The organism is Mesorhizobium sp. B2-1-3, assembly GCF_006442495.1.
GTDB lineage: Bacteria > Pseudomonadota > Alphaproteobacteria > Rhizobiales > Rhizobiaceae > Mesorhizobium.
In genome coordinates, this window is sequence record NZ_VFWL01000001.1 from 512,478 (window position 1) to 528,505 (window position 16,028).

Genomic DNA, 16,028 nt, shown 5'->3' on the forward strand with positions numbered 1-16,028 from the left:
GCACACGCAGGTCGAGATATCCACCTGTCGGTGTTGAGGGTGTCTCACGATCAATGCGGAAACGACGATCATTGCGCCGAACCGGCATAACTCATGGTTCCTTGTTCATGGTGCCAAACCGCAGCCATGGACTTTTGCTCCACGTCCGTCTTCCATTTCACGTTTGATGCGAACGCTTGATCGAGGCCATGCCTGTGTTAGGGCTGGGGCTCCGTCGAGAGGACAGACATGGCCGGTACAGTGCGAAAATACCCCTTGCTGCGGCGTTCGCGCGCGATGTGGGGCTCTCGCCGGGTGTGGCAGCCGCGGCTGGTGTTCTGGGCCGGCGCGATCTGCATCGGCGTGATCAGCGTGCTGTTCGCGGTGCTCGCCGACAAGGCGCAGGTGCTGTTCCATGCCATGACCGGCGATGACGGCGGCTGGCGCTTCTACCTACCTTTGGCGATCACGCCGCTCGGCTTCGTGCTGTGTGCCTGGCTGGCGCAAGCCTTCTTCCCGGGCTCGCAAGGCAGCGGCATTCCGCAGGCGATCGCGGCGCGGCATCTGCGCGACGACGACGACCGTGGCCACATCCTGTCGCTGAAGCTGGTCGCGGGCAAGATCGCGCTCACCCTGGTCGGCCTGTTCTGCGGCGCTTCGATCGGCCGTGAGGGACCGACCGTGCAGGTCGGCGCGTCGTTGATGCTGCAGGCGGCACGCTGGGGCGGCATGGCGCAGGCGCGCGGCCTGATCCTGGCCGGCTCCGCCGCAGGCATCGCAGCCGCCTTCAACACGCCGCTGGCCGGCATCGTCTTCGCCATCGAGGAAATGGGCCGCACCTACGAAGCGCGGACCAATGGACTGGTGCTGACGGCGGTGATCCTGGCCGGCATCGCCTCGCTCGGCCTGCTTGGCAACTACACCTATTTCGGCGTCTCGAAGGAGACAATCTCGTTTGCCGCCGAGTGGCCGCTTGTCATTGCCTGCGGCGTTATCGGCGGCGGCTTCGGCGCGCTGTTCTCGCTCCTGGCGCTGAAGGCGACGCGCCGGATCCGGCGCTGGAACACGGGGCAGCCCTTGCGGCGCGTCCTGCTGGTCGCCGCCATCTGCGGGCTCGGCGTGGCGGCGATCGGCATCGCCTCGGGCGGCCTGACCTTCGGCACCGGCTACGCGCAGGCGCGCGGCGCCGTTGAAGGCACGCCGCTGCCCTGGTTCTTCTTCGCCGAGAAGTTCCTTGCCGGGCTGCTGTCAATGGTCTCAGGCATTCCGGGCGGCATCTTTGCGCCTTCGCTTTCGGTCGGCGCCGGCATCGGCAGCTCGCTCGGCCTCGTCTTCGGCGCCAGCACGGGTGCGGCCGCGTTGCTCGGCATGGCCGGTTATTTCGCCGGCGTCGTGCAGGCGCCGATGACGGCCTTCGTCATCATCCTGGAGATGACCGGCAATCACGACAATGTCATCGCGCTGATGCTGGCCTCGATGCTGGGCTACGGCACGGCGCGCATGATCTCGCGCGAGCCGCTCTATCATGCGCTGTCGCGCGTCTTCATCGCGGAAGCCATCCGCAGGCGCAGGGCGGCGGAGGCGGCGCCGGAACCGGGTCCTGCGTGAAAAACAAAGGCCGGACCCAGCGGTCCGGCCTCTCTGTTCAAAGCGAAATTTCGACTATTTGCAGTTGGCGATCGACGACAGCGCCGCCGAGATGCCTTTCAGCGAGAAGACGTAGGAGGTGGTGTTGCCGCGGCCGGACTTGGCCTGCACCTTCATGTCGGTGCCGGATTTCATGGCGGCGATCAGCACCGGCTCCTCGGCGGCGTTCTCGACCCAGGCCGACTTGCCGCGCGTGAACATCGAAAACGTCTTCTTGTCGATGGTGACGGTGGCCTTGGAGTTTTCCTGGAAGGTGTAGCCGGCGATGAATTGCGGCTCGTAGGACACCTGCTGGCCGGGCCGCTGGCTGACGAAGAAGAACATGTCGCCATGGTCGAGCGTCGGCGGCTGCTTGTCGGTCGGCACGGTGAGGACATAGCAGACCTTGCCGCCCGATGCCTGGTAGCTGTAGGTGCCCCAGGCATTGTGCTGGCCGATCTTGGTCGCCTGCTGCGCCATCGCCGGCGCTGCGAAGGCCACCAGGACCAGGCTCGAAACTGTAGCAATCAATCCGCGCATCGTTTTTCCCGTATTCCAAATGGTGCGGAGGCGGGCCGCGTGGCGTCCTGCCGTCGCTTCATTTTGATTTAATCTGGGTTACCAAACGGTGAATTACCTCTGAGAAAAGGACGCTCACCCCAGGAAACCGCCGCCGTCTTCGCGCCGCCGCCTTTCAAGCGGCTGGCGCGATGTCCCTTCGGCGACTTGGAGGGCATGAAAGCGGCAAGAGTTTGACTTTTCCACAAGCCCTCTGAACGCTGGTGTCCAGCGCGCGCGAAGGCCGGTTCCAGGGCTCAGCCCTTGTCCGATATGGCGTCCTTGGCGGCCTGCCGGTGCGCCGGCGTGATATGGGCGCTGACGGCGGTGATCGCGGCGGTGAGCACGGCGATATCGTCGGTGAAGCCGAGGCCGAGGATGAAGTCGGGGACCATATCCACCGGCAGGACGAAATAACCGAGTGCCGCCACCAGGATGCCTTTTGCGCGCAGCGGCGTGTTCTTGTCCATGGCGCAGTAATAGGCCGCGACGACATCTTCCATGAACGGGATCTGCCGCGCGGCCCTCTTGGCCGTGCGCCAGAATTTCTCGCGCACCTCGCCCTCACCGCCCAGCCTGTCGCCAAAGCCGAAGAAATCAAAACCGGATTTTTGCGCCATCAATTTCTCCTTGCGGGCTCATGCGCTTGCCTGCGCATGGCCGCGGGGCAAAATGTGGTGAAACCCGACGCTTGCTGCAAGAGCTTGGGAGATCGCTGGCCTGAAAATCGGATCAGTCTTTACCGTGCTGTCCTGCGGATCAGGTGATGCCGGCCTAGCGGACACTCCGGTGGCAGTCGTCCTCCCTTGGAGTTCGGCGGCAAACGCCCCTCCCGTCGTCATTCTAGGGCGAAGCCAGGAGCGAAGCGACGCGGCGCAGACCCTAGAATCCATGCCGCGACTCAAGAGCGACGCAGCGGTGCTGAATTCTGCTCGACTGCACCCCTTGGTCAACGTCGCGGCATGGATCCTCGGGTCTGCGCGTCCGCTTCGCTCCCGCTCCGCCCGTGGCTGACGAAGCCGGGGTTGCCGCACCTATGAATTACCCTAGCCAGCAAAGCGGTCCATTTTCTTCGCCAACTCGATGTCAAGCGCCGTGACTCCGCCGGCATCGTGCGTGTTCAGCGTCACGTCGACGGTTTTGTAGACATTCGACCAGTCGGGATGATGGTCCATCTTCTCGGCCGCAAGCGCGACGCGGGTCATGAAGGCGAAGGCTTCGGAGAAATTCCTGAAGGTGAACGTCCGTTTGATGGAAGCGCCATCCGCAGCCAGCGACCAGCCTTCGAGGTCTGTCAGCGCCGCGACGATGGCTTCCTTGCCAAGTTTCTCTCTCGTCATGTCCGGTTCCTGTGCTATTTCGAAGATGACTTTCACCATAGCGCCGGATCGATGAGCACGAAGCCCATAAAATCCATTCTGTTCGTCTGCCTGGGCAACATCTGCCGTTCGCCGCTGGCGGAAGGCGTGCTTCGTTCCGTGCTGACGGAACGTGGACTGGGCCGGGACATAGTGCTCGATTCAGCCGCAACCAGCGACTGGGAGGCGGGCTCCGCCCCCGATCGGCGTTCGATCGCCATCGCGTCGCGCCACGGCATCGACATATCGGAACTGCGGGCACGCAAGATCGCGCCCGAGGATTTCTCGCGTTTCGACCTGATCTTCGGCATGGACAGGTCGAACGTCGCCGACCTGAAGACGCTGGCGCCCGCCGGCGTGCGCGACCGCATCCACCTGTTCCTGGAATTTGCGCAGGGAAAGGCGCGAGACGTTCCGGATCCCTATCACGACGGCGAGGAAGCCTTCGCCGAGGTCTACCGCATGATCCGCGAAGCGTCGGAGGCGCTGGCGACGCGGCTTGCCGCGCGCGTATCGGCGCCCGACAACGGCCAGGCTTCCTCGACGATGTAGGGGCCGCCGCCGACCGAATCGCGCGACGACATCAAGACGAACCGGCTGATGCGGAACGGCAAGGTCGAAAAATTGCCGCGCGCCGAAAGATATTGGGCGACGTCCAGCGGGCTCGAATTGCGCAGGCGGGCCAGTGTGACATGCGGCATGAACTTGCGCGGATCGGCCGGAATGCCGAGCCGCTGGCAGATGCGCTCGATTTCAGCCTGAAGCGCCGAGAGATCCGGCGAGGCAGAGACCCCGGCCCATACGGCATGCGGTTTCTTCTGGCCGAAAGCGCCGACGCCCGACAGCGTCAGCGGGAAGGAGGGGCGGTGGACGCGGTCGAGCGCGTTGGCGATCTCGTCGGCGACATGGCCTTCGACATCGCCGATGAAGCGCAGCGTCAGATGATAGTTCTCGACGTCGATCCAGCGGGCCCCGGGCAGGCCGCCCCTGAGCAGGGACAGCGAAAGGGCGGCGTCACGCGGAATTTCGAGGGCGGTGAAAAGACGCGGCATGAAGAGCCTCCCTTCCTCGAATCGAACTGTGCCCCCAGCGAATCATCGATAATCAAGCGGGGCAAGAGGTTTGTTGGTCACAGGTCTCGTCAAAAAGATTTCCCCAACGGAAAGGGCCTATCCCGTCTTACGATCCTCCCGGCGCCGCCGCGATGGCCTTCTCGACCGCAGGCAGGATGCGCTCGACCATCTGGGCGACCCCCTTGGCGTTCGGATGCAAGCCATCCTCAAGCTGCAGGGCGGACTGGCCGGCTACGCCGTCGAGAAAGAACGGGTACAAGGTAACGCCGTATTTTGCAGCCAGTTCCGGGAAGATGGCGTCGAAGGCGTTCTGATAGTCGGCGCCGAGATTGGGCGCTGCGCGCATGCCGGCCAGCAGAACGGCGATCTTGCGCTCTTTCAACTTGGCCAGCATCGTATCCAGGTTCTTGCGGGTGATGTCGGGCGAAACGCCGCGCAGCATGTCGTTGGCGCCGAGTTCGAGGATGACAAGCTGCGTGCCGTCCGGCACCGACCAGTCGAGCCGCGCCAGCCCGCCGCTGGAGGTGTCGCCGGAAACGCCGGCATTGGCGACGGTTACATCCCTGCCCCTGGCGCGCAGCGCCGCCTGCAGCCTGTCGGTAAAACCCTCGTCGGGTCCGAGGCCGTAGCCGGCCATCAGGCTGTCACCGAAACCGACGATCTCGAAAGGCTCGGCGCGTGCCGACGAGATGGCGCCGCAAATGGCGAGGAAAACGATCAGGCCTGCGGCAATTCTGCGTTGGAAAGACATGCGGCAGGTCCCATATGACAGAGAATTCTTCCGGCGACGGCCCGCAGGCGGAGCCCTCATCTCCATATAGGACGCTTTCATTTTGACAGAAGCCGTCATCGAGCTGAAAGACGTATCGCTGACATTGGGCGAAGGCGCCTCGTCCGTCCATGTGCTGAAGGGCGTCAGCCTCGATGTGGCGCGCGGCGAGGCGACCGGCATCGTTGGACCGTCGGGGTCGGGCAAGTCGACGCTGCTCATGGTTCTCGCAGGTCTGGAAAGGGTCGATTCGGGCACGGTACGAATCGCCGGCGAGCTGCTCAACGGCAAGAGCGAGGATCAGATCGCATCGTTTCGGGGGCGAAACATCGGCATCGTGTTCCAGTCCTTCCATCTCATCCCCAATATGACGGCGCTCGAAAATGTCGCCGTGCCGCTGGAGCTGGCCGGTCATGCCGATCCGTTCTCGGTGGCGGAACGCGAGCTGGCGGCCGTCGGTCTGAGCGACCGCGTGACGCACTATCCCGGCGAACTTTCGGGCGGCGAGCAGCAGCGCGTCGCGATCGCCCGGGCGCTTGCGCCATCGCCGCGCATCCTCATCGCCGACGAGCCGACCGGCAATCTCGACCAGGCAACCGGCAAGCAGGTCGCCGACCTTTTGTTCGCCAAGGCGGCCGAGCGCGGCATGACTCTGGTGCTGGTCACGCATGACCAGGCGCTCGCGGCGCGCTGTTCGCGCCAGGTCTCCATGCGCTCCGGCAGGATCGAGGCACCGGCGCCGACCAAGGCCATCGCCTGATGTCACCGGCGCGGACGTTGAAGCTCGCCGTCCGCTTCTCCTTGCGCGAGATGCGCGGCGGCCTGTCCGGTTTCCTGATCTTCCTTGCCTGCATCGCGCTCGGCGTCGCAGCGATCGGCGGCGTGAATTCCGTGGCCCGCTCGATCAGTGGCGGCGTCGCCAACCAGGGCCAGACGCTGCTTGGCGGCGATCTGCGCTTCCAGCTTAACCAGCGCGACGCAAGCGAAGCCGAACGCGGCTTCCTCGATGGGCTGGGCACGGTGTCGAGAACCGCCAGCATGCGTTCGATGGCGCGGCTTGCCGACGGCTCCGATCAGGCGCTGGTCGAGGCCAAGGCCGTCGACGAGGCCTATCCGCTTTACGGTGCGCTGGAAACCGAGCCGGCGCTGACGAAGCAGGAACTGTTTGGCGAACAGTTCGGTGTTTTCGGCGCGGCCGCGCCCGACCTGCTGTTCGAGCGGCTGCATGTGAAGCTCGGCGATCGGCTGAAGCTCGGAACCGCCACCTTCGAACTGCGCGCCAGGCTGGTCACCGAGCCCGATGCCGTGTCCGAAGGTTTCGGTTTCGCGCCGCGCCTGATGATCTCGACCGAGGGCCTGGTCGCGACAGGGCTGGTTCAGCCGGGCAGCCTCGTCGAGAATTCCTACAAGATTCGGCTGGCCGCCGACGCCGACGAGGCGCGGCTCAAGGCCATCCAGGACAAGGCTGCCAAGGATTTCCCGGAGTCCGGCTGGTCGATCCGCACGCGCAGCAATGCGGCCCCGGCGCTCTCTTCCAACATCGAACGCTTTTCGCAATTCCTGACCCTGGTCGGGCTGACGGCGCTGGTGGTCGGCGGCGTCGGCGTCGCCAACGCGGTGCGCGCCTATCTCGACGGCAAGCGCGGCGTCATCGCCACCTTCAAGAGCCTGGGCGCATCGGGCGGCTTCGTCTTTGCCGTTTACCTCGTGCAGATCCTGATGATCGCGGCCCTCGGCGTCGCCGCAGGTCTGGTGCTCGGCGCACTGATGCCCTTTGCCGCGAGCGCCGCACTTCAGTCGGTCGTTCCGGTGCCGGCGCAAGGCGGCTTTTATCCCGGCGCTCTCGGCATGGCAGCGCTGTTCGGACTGCTGGTGACGCTGGCCTTCGCGCTGCTGCCGCTCGGTCGCGCCCGCGATGTGCCGGCGACCGCGCTGTTCCGCGAGATGGGACTGGAAGGCCGCGGTTTTCCACGCCCTGTCTATGTCGTTTCGGCGCTCGGCATCGCAGTGCTTCTTGCAGCGCTCGCCATCCTGTTTTCGGGCGACCAGCGCATCGCTTCGATTTTCGTCGGAGCCACCATCTTCGCCTTCCTGGTGCTGCGCCTGGTCGGCGCGCTTGTGCAATGGGCGGCAAGGAAGTGCCCGCGCGTGCGCTTCGTGGCGCTCAGGCTCGCCGTCGGCAACATCCATCGGCCGGGCGCGCTGACGCCGTCGGTGGTGCTGTCGCTGGGGCTTGGGCTGACGCTGCTGGTGACGCTGGCGCTGATCGACGGCAATCTGCGGCGGCAGATCTCCGGCAGCCTGCCGGAGCGGGCGCCGAACTTCTTCTTCGTCGATATCCAGAGCAGCGATGTCGACGGCTTCTCCAGTCTGATCAGCAAGGAGGCCCCGCAGGGGACGCTTGCCAAGGTGCCAATGCTGCGCGGCCGGGTGATGGCGCTGAACGGCGTTGCCGTCGACAAGGTCAAGGTACCGGCGGAGGGCGCTTGGGTGCTGCGCGGCGATCGCGGCCTGACCTATGAGGCCAAGCAGCCGGACAACGCGACGCTGACCGAGGGCAGCTGGTGGCCGGCCGATTATACCGGCGAGCCGCTCGTCTCGTTTTCCGACAAGGAAGGCAAGGAAATCGGGCTGAAGCTCGGCGATACCGTCACCGTCAACGTGCTCGGCCGCAATGTCACGGCCAGGATCGCCAATTTCCGCCAGGTCGAATGGGAGACGATGGGCATCAACTTCGTCATGGTGTTCTCGCCCAACACATTTGCCGGCGCGCCGCATGGCTGGGTGGCGACGCTGACCGAAAAGAGCGCCACCGCGGCTGATGACGCCCGCATCCTCAATGCCGTCACCCGCGCCTTCCCGGCAGTCACCACGGTGCGCGTCAAGGACGCGCTCGACATCGTCAACCGGCTGGTCGGACAGCTCGGCGCGGCGATCAGGGCGGCGGCCGGCGTGGCACTGATCGCGTCGGTGCTGGTGCTGGCCGGCGCGCTCGCCGCCGGCAACCGGGCGCGCATCCATGACGCGGTGGTGCTGAAGACGCTCGGTGCGACGCGGCTGACGCTGATATCGGCCTTCTCGCTCGAATACATGCTGATCGGCCTCGCCACGGCGGTCTTCGCGCTCGCCGCCGGCAGTGCCGCCGCATGGTTCGTCGTCGCCCGCATCATGACATTGCCGTCGCATTTCATGCCGGAAGTGGCGGTGGCGACCATTCTCTTTGCGCTGGTCATCACCGTCGGCATCGGTCTCGCCGGCACCTGGCGGGTGCTCGGCCACAAGGCAGCGCCCGTGCTGCGAAACCTCTGAGTCCGTATTGGTTCCACCCCGCCGACGGCCGTCATTTGGTTAAATCGACGTAATGTTTCGCGGCCAAAGGGCTGGAAAACCGCGCCATGCGTGCCTCACGAAGCATTACACCCGGTTACGGTCTTGTTCTTGACGCGAATAACCATCATATTTCGCCGCAGGCATGCTGGAGTCCCGCCAGCGGCGCCTGGGTCCGGGTGGACCCGACACCGGACGGGGCAGAAGCAATAGAGGACCACAATGGCTGAACCCATTCGCAACTATCAGACGCGCGCCGTGCCCGGCGCCGCCGTCGACATCGATCAGGGCCTGCGCGCCTATATGATCAAGGTCTACAATTTGATGGGGCTTGGTCTCCTCATCACTGGTCTTGCCGCCGTCGGCACGATCATGCTGGCCACAACCACCGATCCGGCCTCGGCTGTCGCGACGCTGCCGAGCGGCGAGATGCTGACCTCGTTCGGCTACGCGATCTTCGGCTCGCCGCTGCGCTGGCTGGTGATGCTGGCCCCGCTGGCCGCCGTTCTGTTCCTGTCGTTCCGCGTCCAGTCGATGAGCGTGTCGGCGGCGCAGACGACGTTCTGGGTCTATGCGGGCCTAGTCGGCCTGTCGCTGTCGTCGATCTTCCTGGTCTACACCACCGCCAGCATCTCGCAGACCTTCTTCGCCACCGCCGCGGCCTTCGGCGCGCTGTCGCTGTTCGGCTACACGACCAAGCGCGACCTGACGGCGATGGGCTCGTTCCTGATCATGGGCGTGTTCGGCATCATCATCGCGATGGTGATCAACATCTTCCTGCAGTCGTCGGCGCTGTCCTTCGCCGTCTCGGCGATCGGCGTGCTGGTCTTCGCCGGCCTCACCGCCTACGACACGCAGAAGATCAAGGAGATGTATTTCGAGGGCGACGCTTCCGACGTTGCCGGCCGCAAGGCCATCATGGGAGCGCTGACGCTCTATCTCGACTTCATCAACCTGTTCATGTTCCTGCTCCAGTTCATGGGCGACCGCCGCTAAGGGCTGGTCCGCGTCATGGTCTGACTGGACCATCGGGTTTGGAGGGGCGGCCCAACGGCCGCCCTTTTCTTTTGCGCCGACCTTTGCTGTTATTGCAGGCAGACAAAGAGGCCTGCATAAAGAATGAGCACTATCGTTATACGGGCCGCGCGCGCGGCCGACCTCGACACCATTACGCAAATCTATGCCGACGCTGTGACCCGCGGCACGGCGAGCTACGAGCTGGAGCCGCCGGGGCGCGCCGAAATGGGCATGCGATTCGACACGCTCCAGGCCGGCGGCTTCCCCTACCTTGTGGCGGAAAAGGATGGCGCCGTGCTCGGCTATGCCTATGCCGGTCCCTTCCGGCCGCGCCCGGCCTATCGCTTTGTCGTCGAGGACTCCGTCTATGTCGCGCCTGATGCCAAGGGCCAGGGTGTCGGCCTCAAACTGATGCAAAGCCTGATCGCGGCCGCCGAGGCGGCGGGCTTTCGCCAGATCGTCGCTGTGATCGGCGATGGCCATCCCGACAGCGCTTCCGTCAAGCTGCACGAAAAGCTCGGCTTTCGTCATTCCGGCCGCCTTGAAGGCTCCGGCTACAAGCACGGACGCTGGCTGGACACCGTGTTCATGCAACTGGCGCTGAACGGCGGGGCCTCGGCTCCGCCGGATCCGGAATCATTGCCGGAACGGAAATTCCGTCAAGAAAAATAAGGGCTTAGATGAGCGCCAAGACTGAGGTCAACCGAGCAATTGCGCCGCGGTTCAGGCCTCGACCAGCTTCAGCTTGTTGTCGAAGACGCCGAGCACACGGCCAAGCTCCTGCCCGCGCTTGAGGATACGGCCGCCCGCGGCGATGACGGCGAAGGCGCCTTGTTTGCGTGCCAGTTTCGGGTCCTTGACGATCTGGAACAGCGGCACCTCGCTGGCCCGGCGGAACACTGAAAACACGGCCCTGTCGGTGAGATGATCGATAGCGTAGTCGCGCCATTCATTGGCGGCAACCATGCGCCCGTAGAGTTTCAGGATCTGGTCCAGTTCGCGCCGCTCGAAGCGCACCGGCTGGTCGAGGCGCGCACGGCGTGCCTCGTGGAGCGGGATCAGTATCGCGGATGCGTCGCCATCCTCCGTCCCGCCGCCGTGATCGGTCATGCCTCGATCCTTCAAAAATGAATCTTTGCCAACCAAAGTTGGCGCTTTCGCCATCGAATTGCAAGTGCCGGCGAAGCGGTGCGGACCCGCGCCATTTCCGTCGCGTCCAGTCACGTTTGCAAACGACATGTTGGAATTGGTGATGCTCCGCCACATTCTCGCCATTTTTTATCCGCGCTCATGCCCCAATGTCCGACGAATTTACCGGCGTTGCCTGAGACGGTTCGGTCCGGCACCGGCTCGTAAACCCCAAGCCCCCCGCCCACGGGTCTGCGTCGGATCGAACCAACCTCGGTTTTTCCTCGGAAAGACCGGGTGCGACGATCCCAAAACCTAAATGACCGACGTCAGAAGCAAGCTGACGTCGGTTTTTTCATGCCTGGGTCGCCGCTAATGCGGATTTCCCGCCGTATGGACGGTTTTCAGCCCGATCCGGTGCGACCGGCAGGATCGATGGGCGCCGAAATCTTGGCATGCCGTCCGCGCTTGCCAACGCCATCACCACTTAATAAGGTGTTAAGTGAAACGGGAGCGGCAATGCCACGCATATCGGACTCCACGGCGAAAGAGGTGAATGGTACGGTCGCGGCCACCCCTGAGGCCGGCGGCGTCGGTCCCCGCATCAAGGCGCTGCGCATGGCAAGGCGCGTCTCGCTGCGCCGGTTGGCCGACATGACCGGCACGACGGCGAGCTTCATCAGCCAGCTCGAGCGCAATCTGTGCGGCGCCAACACAGGCACGCTGCTCAGGATCGCCGCCGCTCTCGATCTCGGCATCAACGACCTGTTCGAGGGCAGCAGCCGTCCGTTGCACAAGGTGCTGAGGCGCGAGGAACGGCCTGTCGTTCCCGTCGGCGTGCGAGGCCGCAAGATGCTTTTGTCGCGGCGGCCGATCCATCAGTTCGAGGTTTATGCGGGGCATTTCGAGGTCGGCGGCTCGACCGGCGACGACGCCTATGTGCATGGCGGCGAGCATGAGATGTTCATGGTGCTCAAGGGAACCGTCGAACTGACGCTTGCCGACGAGCGCCATCTGATGCGCGAAGGCGACAGCGTCGAATACGCGACCTCGGTGCCGCACCGCACGGTCAATGTCGGCGACACACCGGCGGAGGTGCTCTGGATCATCGCGCCGCCGACCGCCGGCGCGCTGGAACTCGATCAGTACAGGACCGGAAACCGCTCGCATCCGGGTGAATGAGAACAAATGCGAGCTCTGGAATGGGAGAGTTGAACATGAGAGTGAAATTTGCACATGCGGCGTGCCTGGGCGTGCTTCTGGCGGCGACGGCCGCGCTCGCGCAATCGAAGCCGGTTGCCGGAGAGGTGGCCGAAGGCTCGCTGAAGGGCAAGACCCTGACTTTCGTGTCCTATGGCGGCATCTACCAGGACGGCCAGGCGGCAGCGCTCAAGGAGTTCGGGGACAAGTCGGGCGTCAAGCTGCTCAATGACGGCCCGACCGAGATCGCCAAGCTGCAGGCGCAGGTCGAGTCCGGCAATGTGACATGGGACGTTGTCGATACCGACGATCTGCCGCCTTATGTCTATTGCGGCAAACTGTTCCAGAAGCTGGACTTCACCAAACTCGACGTCTCGAAAATTCCCGAGGGCCAGGTCGGCGAGTGCTCGGTGCCGGCGATGAACTACGGCGTCGTGCTGATGTACAACACCGAAAAGTACAAGGACAATCCGCCCAAGAGCTGGGCCGACTTCTTCGACACGCAGAAATTCCCCGGCGTGCGCGGAATCGACGGCTCCGGCAGCCCGACCGGTGGCTTGCTGGAACAGGCGTTCAAGGTTGCCGGCGGGGACCCCAAGGCGATGACGGTGGCCGATATCGACAAGGCCATCGATGTGGTTCGCAAGCTCGGCCCCGATACCATCTTCTGGAAGACGGGTGCAGAATCGCAGCAACTCGCCGAATCCGGCGAGGCCGACATGCTGATGATGTGGACAGGCCGCGCCATGACCGCGGTCAAGAACGGCGCCAAATACGCACCGGCCTGGCAGGACTGGCTGGTGGTGATGGATCAGATGACGATCCCCGTCGGCGCCAAGGACACGGAGGCATCCTACGCGCTGCTCAACGCCTATCTTGGCAAGCACGCGCAGGAGGTGTTGACGGAGCAAACGTCTTACACGCCGATCAACAGTGAAGCGCAGCCCAAGGTCGACGCTTCCGTCTCCGCTTTCCTGACCAACACGCCCGAACGCCAGAAGCAGGGCTACAAGCAGAACTTCAAGTTCTGGGTCCCGAACTTCGCGGTGGCGCAGGAGAAGTGGTCCGCGCTGATGTCCGGCAACTGACCGGCTGAGGGAGACCAAAAGCCGTGAGCGCGTCCCAGCCAGCCATTCCGGCCGCCGAAAGGCGCCGGGCATGGCGGCCGTTCGCGCTCGCGCTGCCGGCGCTGGTCCTGCTCTTCGCGGTGATTGGCTATCCGCTGCTCACCATCGTCGTGCGCAGCCTGTCGGAGCCGCAGTGGGGCCTACAGAACTATATCTGGTTCTTCGGCGCGCCCATCAACCTAGCCGTGCTCCGGCGGACCTTCCTCATTTCAGCATGGGTCACGCTGGTCTGCGTGGTTTGCGCCTATCCCTATGCCTATCTGATGACCGCGGTCCGACCACGCGTGCGCTTGGTGCTGCTGCTCTGTGTGCTGATCCCGTTTTGGGTAAGCGGCGTGGTGCGCACTTTGTCCTGGGTGATACTGCTGCAGGATTCGGGGGTTACCAACTCGATCCTGCGGGCGCTCGGGTTCGGCGGCATCAGGCTGATCCGCACCCAGACGGGCGTGGTCATTGGCATGGCGCAGGTGCTTTTGCCTTTCATGATCCTGCCGCTCTATTCGGTCATGAAAGGCATCGATCTCAGGCTGATGCAAGCCGCGCGGAGCCTCGGGGCGAGACCCTCGCGCGCGTTCCTCACGGTGTATCTGCCGCTGTCGCTGCCTGGCGTCTATGCCGGCGCGATCATCGTCTTCATCCTGGCGCTCGGCTTCTACATCACGCACGGACCGCGCTCGACGATGCTGTCGACGCTGGTGCAGACACAGGTGCTCAGCCTCCTGCAATGGGGCAGGGGCGGGGCCATGGGCGTGGTGCTGCTCGTCACGACCTTCGTGCTGCTGGCGCTTGCCGCGCCCGTGATGCGGTCCAGCCATCGGCAAGCGGGGCGGCCCTGATGGAGATGAAGCCGCTTACCCGCGTCATGCTGGGTCTTGTCTGCCTGCTGGTAGCCATATGGCTGGTGGCACCGACGCTCGTCGTGGTGCCGATGTCATTCAACGAGAACAAATCGCTGGCATTTCCACCCCAGGGCTTCTCCTGGCAATGGTACGAAAATTTTGTCACCAATCCGGATTGGTCGACCAGCTTCCTCAACTCACTGAAGGTCGCATCGATCGTTGCGGTTCTGGCAACGGTGCTCGGCACCCTTGCCGCCTTCGGCCTCGACCGCATGCAGGCGCGGCCGGCAAACCTCCTGCGCATGCTGATGCTGACGCCGATGGTGGTGCCGGGCGTGGTCCTGGCCATCGGCATCTACGCCGTCTATCTCGACACGCGGCTTGTCGGCACGCTGCTCGGCTTCGTTCTGGCCCACACCATCCTTGCGCTGCCTTTCGTGCTGATCGCCGTTTCGGCCAATCTCGAAGTGTTCGACAAGCGGCTGGAGACAGCCGCGGCGAGCCTGGGCGCAGGTTCGCTCACCACGTTCCGCACGGTGACGCTGCCGCTGATTGCCCCCGGGGTACTGTCAGGCCTGCTGTTCGCCTTCGCCACCTCCTTCGACGAGATCGTCGTGTCGCTGTTCATCACCAATCCCTATCTCAAGACGTTGCCGGTGCAGATCTTCGCTTCCATCACGCGCGACGCCGATCCGACGGTCGCGGCCGTCGGCACGATCCTCTTATGCGCAACGACACTGCTGATCGGCGGCGGCATGCTGCTTCTTGGCCGTGAGCGGAAGGGAGGCTTATGAATCAGAAAGCGGAAAATCGCGGTGCGGCGATCGACCTGGAGTCGGTAAGCAAGGCCTATGGTTCCTTCAAGGCGCTCGACGGCGTGTCGCTGCGAATCGAGCCGGGTGAATTCATGACGCTGCTCGGCCCGAGCGGCTCAGGCAAGACGACGACGCTGAACGTGATCGCCGGCTTTACCGACCTGACCAGCGGCAAGCTGCTGGTCGGGGAAAAGAGCGTGGTCGGCGTGCCGGCGCACAAGCGCAACATCGGCGTGGTGTTCCAGCACTATGCACTGTTCCCGCACATGACGGTCGGCCGCAATGTCGCCTATCCGCTGAAGCTGCGCGGCGTCACCGGGGCAGAACGCGAACGCCGCGTCCGCCACGCGCTCGACATGGTCAAGATGGCCGATTTCGGCCATCGCTTTCCAAGCGAGCTTTCGGGCGGCCAGCAGCAGCGCGTGGCGCTGGCCCGCGCCATCGTCTTCGATCCGCCGCTGCTGCTGATGGACGAGCCGCTCGGCGCGCTGGACAAGAAACTGCGCGAATGGCTGCAGCTCGAGATCAAGCGCATCCACCGCGAACTCGGCACCACCTTCGTCTATGTGACGCACGACCAGGAGGAGGCGTTGGTGCTCTCCGACCGCATCGCCGTGTTCAACCGCGGCGGCATCGAGCAGATCGGCACCGGCCGCGAACTCTACGACGAGCCGGCGACGCTTTTCGTCGGCAAGTTCATCGGCGATTCTACCGTGCTGCGCGGCCCCGCCGCCACTTCCGGCAAGGAGACGGCGATCGAGATATCAGGCCAGAGAGTGGCGACCGCCAAGCGTCTCGCCAATGGCGGCAAGCCGGTGATGCTGCTGCGCCCCGAAAAGCTGGCGCTTGCGCGTCGCGGCGGCGGCGGGGATGGCCGCAACCGGCTCGCCGGGCGTATCGGCGAGGCCATCTATCTCGGCTCCGGTTCCAAATACGAGGTGGAGCTCGCCGACGGCTCGAAAGCCATCGTGCGCTCGACGCTCGAGGCGGACACCTTTGCCATTGGAGACGAGGTCGACGTGCTCTTCGCCGGCGGCGACGTGAAACTGCTCGCCGATGACGACAAGGCCGACCTGACGCTTACCTGAAACAAAGCGGCCTCGCCTTTCCATGGAAAACGACGGGCCGCCTCCTCTCTTGGTTTTGAACGCAGTTCCGGACGGGAAACCGCTCCACACTTTTCCTGGAATCGCACGGAGAACGGATCACAAG

At 64.3% G+C, this 16,028-nt stretch carries 17 protein-coding genes; 11 read left to right on the forward strand and 6 right to left on the reverse strand.

The features are described 5' to 3' along the window. Nucleotides 1-228: 228 nt before the first annotated feature. Nucleotides 229-1,587 carry a chloride channel protein gene (locus tag FJ973_RS02680; protein ID WP_140554787.1) on the forward strand — a complete coding sequence of 453 codons (1,359 nt, stop codon included), beginning with the start codon at nucleotides 229-231 and terminating at the stop codon, nucleotides 1,585-1,587. A gap of 54 nt (nucleotides 1,588-1,641) precedes the next feature. Here FJ973_RS02680 and FJ973_RS02685 read toward each other — a convergent pair whose 3' ends face one another. From FJ973_RS02685 to FJ973_RS02695, 3 genes are all read right to left on the reverse strand, one after another. Continuing rightward, nucleotides 1,642-2,145 carry an invasion associated locus B family protein gene (locus FJ973_RS02685; RefSeq protein ID WP_140492199.1) on the reverse strand — a complete coding sequence of 168 codons (504 nt, stop codon included), beginning with the start codon at nucleotides 2,143-2,145 and terminating at the stop codon, nucleotides 1,642-1,644. A 275-nt stretch (nucleotides 2,146-2,420) separates the two neighbouring features. Next, the gene (locus FJ973_RS02690) at nucleotides 2,421-2,783 is read right to left on the reverse strand and encodes a YkvA family protein (protein ID WP_140554788.1); all 363 of its coding nucleotides are present in this window, start codon (nucleotides 2,781-2,783) and stop codon (nucleotides 2,421-2,423) included. A 426-nt stretch (nucleotides 2,784-3,209) separates the two neighbouring features. Further along, entirely contained in the window at nucleotides 3,210-3,503 is a 294-nt protein-coding gene (locus FJ973_RS02695; RefSeq protein WP_140554789.1) for a 4a-hydroxytetrahydrobiopterin dehydratase, read from the reverse strand. 51 nt (nucleotides 3,504-3,554) lie between these two features. Between FJ973_RS02695 and FJ973_RS02700 the strand changes: the two genes are divergently transcribed. After that, on the forward strand, nucleotides 3,555-4,073 hold the full coding sequence (locus FJ973_RS02700; protein WP_140524586.1) for a low molecular weight protein-tyrosine-phosphatase: 519 nt from the start codon (nucleotides 3,555-3,557) through the stop codon (nucleotides 4,071-4,073). On the opposite strand, the gene thpR is transcribed toward FJ973_RS02700, so the two are convergent. Further along, a complete protein-coding gene (gene thpR, locus FJ973_RS02705) occupies nucleotides 3,977-4,573 on the reverse strand; it encodes an RNA 2',3'-cyclic phosphodiesterase (protein ID WP_140524588.1) in 597 nt (198 codons plus the stop codon). The two genes, FJ973_RS02700 and thpR, sit on opposite strands and share 97 nt — an antisense overlap. Nucleotides 4,574-4,700: 127 nt before the next feature. Further along, a complete protein-coding gene (locus FJ973_RS02710; RefSeq protein ID WP_140524590.1) occupies nucleotides 4,701-5,345 on the reverse strand; it encodes an arylesterase in 645 nt (214 codons plus the stop codon). Nucleotides 5,346-5,427: 82 nt separating this feature from the next. Here FJ973_RS02710 and FJ973_RS02715 point away from each other — a divergent pair, with 82 nt between their 5' ends. The 4 genes from FJ973_RS02715 to FJ973_RS02730 all read left to right on the forward strand — a co-directional run bounded on the left by FJ973_RS02715 (nucleotide 5,428) and on the right by FJ973_RS02730 (nucleotide 10,379). Then, on the forward strand, nucleotides 5,428-6,123 hold the full coding sequence (locus FJ973_RS02715; RefSeq protein WP_140492216.1) for an ABC transporter ATP-binding protein: 696 nt from the start codon (nucleotides 5,428-5,430) through the stop codon (nucleotides 6,121-6,123). Further along, entirely contained in the window at nucleotides 6,123-8,672 is a 2,550-nt protein-coding gene (locus tag FJ973_RS02720; RefSeq protein WP_140554790.1) for an ABC transporter permease, read from the forward strand. The genes FJ973_RS02715 and FJ973_RS02720 overlap by 1 nt, the downstream gene beginning before the upstream one ends. 240 nt (nucleotides 8,673-8,912) lie before the next feature. Continuing rightward, the gene (locus FJ973_RS02725) at nucleotides 8,913-9,686 is read left to right on the forward strand and encodes a Bax inhibitor-1/YccA family protein (RefSeq protein WP_140492223.1); all 774 of its coding nucleotides are present in this window, start codon (nucleotides 8,913-8,915) and stop codon (nucleotides 9,684-9,686) included. A 123-nt stretch (nucleotides 9,687-9,809) separates the two neighbouring features. Further along, on the forward strand, nucleotides 9,810-10,379 hold the full coding sequence (locus tag FJ973_RS02730) for a GNAT family N-acetyltransferase (protein ID WP_140524595.1): 570 nt from the start codon (nucleotides 9,810-9,812) through the stop codon (nucleotides 10,377-10,379). A 51-nt stretch (nucleotides 10,380-10,430) separates the two neighbouring features. On the opposite strand, the gene FJ973_RS02735 is transcribed toward FJ973_RS02730, so the two are convergent. After that, nucleotides 10,431-10,817 (reverse strand): DUF2794 domain-containing protein, encoded by a 387-nt coding sequence (locus tag FJ973_RS02735; RefSeq protein WP_140524596.1) that lies wholly within the window; start codon nucleotides 10,815-10,817, stop codon nucleotides 10,431-10,433. A gap of 537 nt (nucleotides 10,818-11,354) precedes the next feature. Here FJ973_RS02735 and FJ973_RS02740 point away from each other — a divergent pair. From FJ973_RS02740 to FJ973_RS02760, 5 genes are read left to right on the forward strand one after another with little or no spacing between them, the layout of a single operon-like run. Further along, nucleotides 11,355-12,017 carry an XRE family transcriptional regulator gene (locus tag FJ973_RS02740; protein ID WP_140514019.1) on the forward strand — a complete coding sequence of 221 codons (663 nt, stop codon included), beginning with the start codon at nucleotides 11,355-11,357 and terminating at the stop codon, nucleotides 12,015-12,017. A gap of 35 nt (nucleotides 12,018-12,052) precedes the next feature. Then, a complete protein-coding gene (locus FJ973_RS02745; protein WP_181170856.1) occupies nucleotides 12,053-13,123 on the forward strand; it encodes an extracellular solute-binding protein in 1,071 nt (356 codons plus the stop codon). A 23-nt stretch (nucleotides 13,124-13,146) separates the two neighbouring features. Next, nucleotides 13,147-13,998 carry an ABC transporter permease gene (locus FJ973_RS02750; RefSeq protein ID WP_140554792.1) on the forward strand — a complete coding sequence of 284 codons (852 nt, stop codon included), beginning with the start codon at nucleotides 13,147-13,149 and terminating at the stop codon, nucleotides 13,996-13,998. Next, a complete protein-coding gene (locus FJ973_RS02755) occupies nucleotides 13,998-14,795 on the forward strand; it encodes an ABC transporter permease (protein ID WP_140492241.1) in 798 nt (265 codons plus the stop codon). The genes FJ973_RS02750 and FJ973_RS02755 overlap by 1 nt, the downstream gene beginning before the upstream one ends. Further along, the gene (locus FJ973_RS02760; RefSeq protein WP_140492243.1) at nucleotides 14,792-15,904 is read left to right on the forward strand and encodes an ABC transporter ATP-binding protein; all 1,113 of its coding nucleotides are present in this window, start codon (nucleotides 14,792-14,794) and stop codon (nucleotides 15,902-15,904) included. Before FJ973_RS02755 ends, FJ973_RS02760 begins: the two co-directional genes overlap by 4 nt. Nucleotides 15,905-16,028: the final 124 nt, after the last annotated feature.